The sequence below is a fragment of the Nocardioides malaquae genome (assembly GCF_015070385.1).
GTDB lineage: Bacteria > Actinomycetota > Actinomycetes > Propionibacteriales > Nocardioidaceae > Nocardioides > Nocardioides malaquae.
Genome location: NZ_JADCSA010000372.1, coordinates 1 through 273 on the forward strand (window position 1 = coordinate 1; position 273 = coordinate 273).

Annotated in this window: 1 pseudogene; it reads left to right on the top strand. The window is 50.9% G+C overall.

Annotated elements, in window-relative coordinates:
- Positions 1-273 (top strand): annotated as a pseudogene (locus IEQ44_RS15835) (amidophosphoribosyltransferase); the annotation flags it as partial.

Below are 273 nucleotides of genomic sequence, written 5' to 3' on the forward strand. Positions count from 1 at the left end.
GCGATCCAAACGGGATTCGTCCGCTGGTACTGGGAAAACGTGATATTGACGAGAACCGTACAGAATATATGGTCGCTTCCGAAAGCGTAGCGCTCGATACGCTGGGCTTTGATTTCCTGCGTGACGTCGCGCCGGGCGAAGCGATTTACATCACTGAAGAAGGGCAGTTGTTTACCCGTCAATGTGCTGACAATCCGGTCAGCAATCCGTGCCTGTTTGAGTATGTATACTTTGCCCGCCCGGACTCGTTTATCGACAAAATTTCCGTTTACA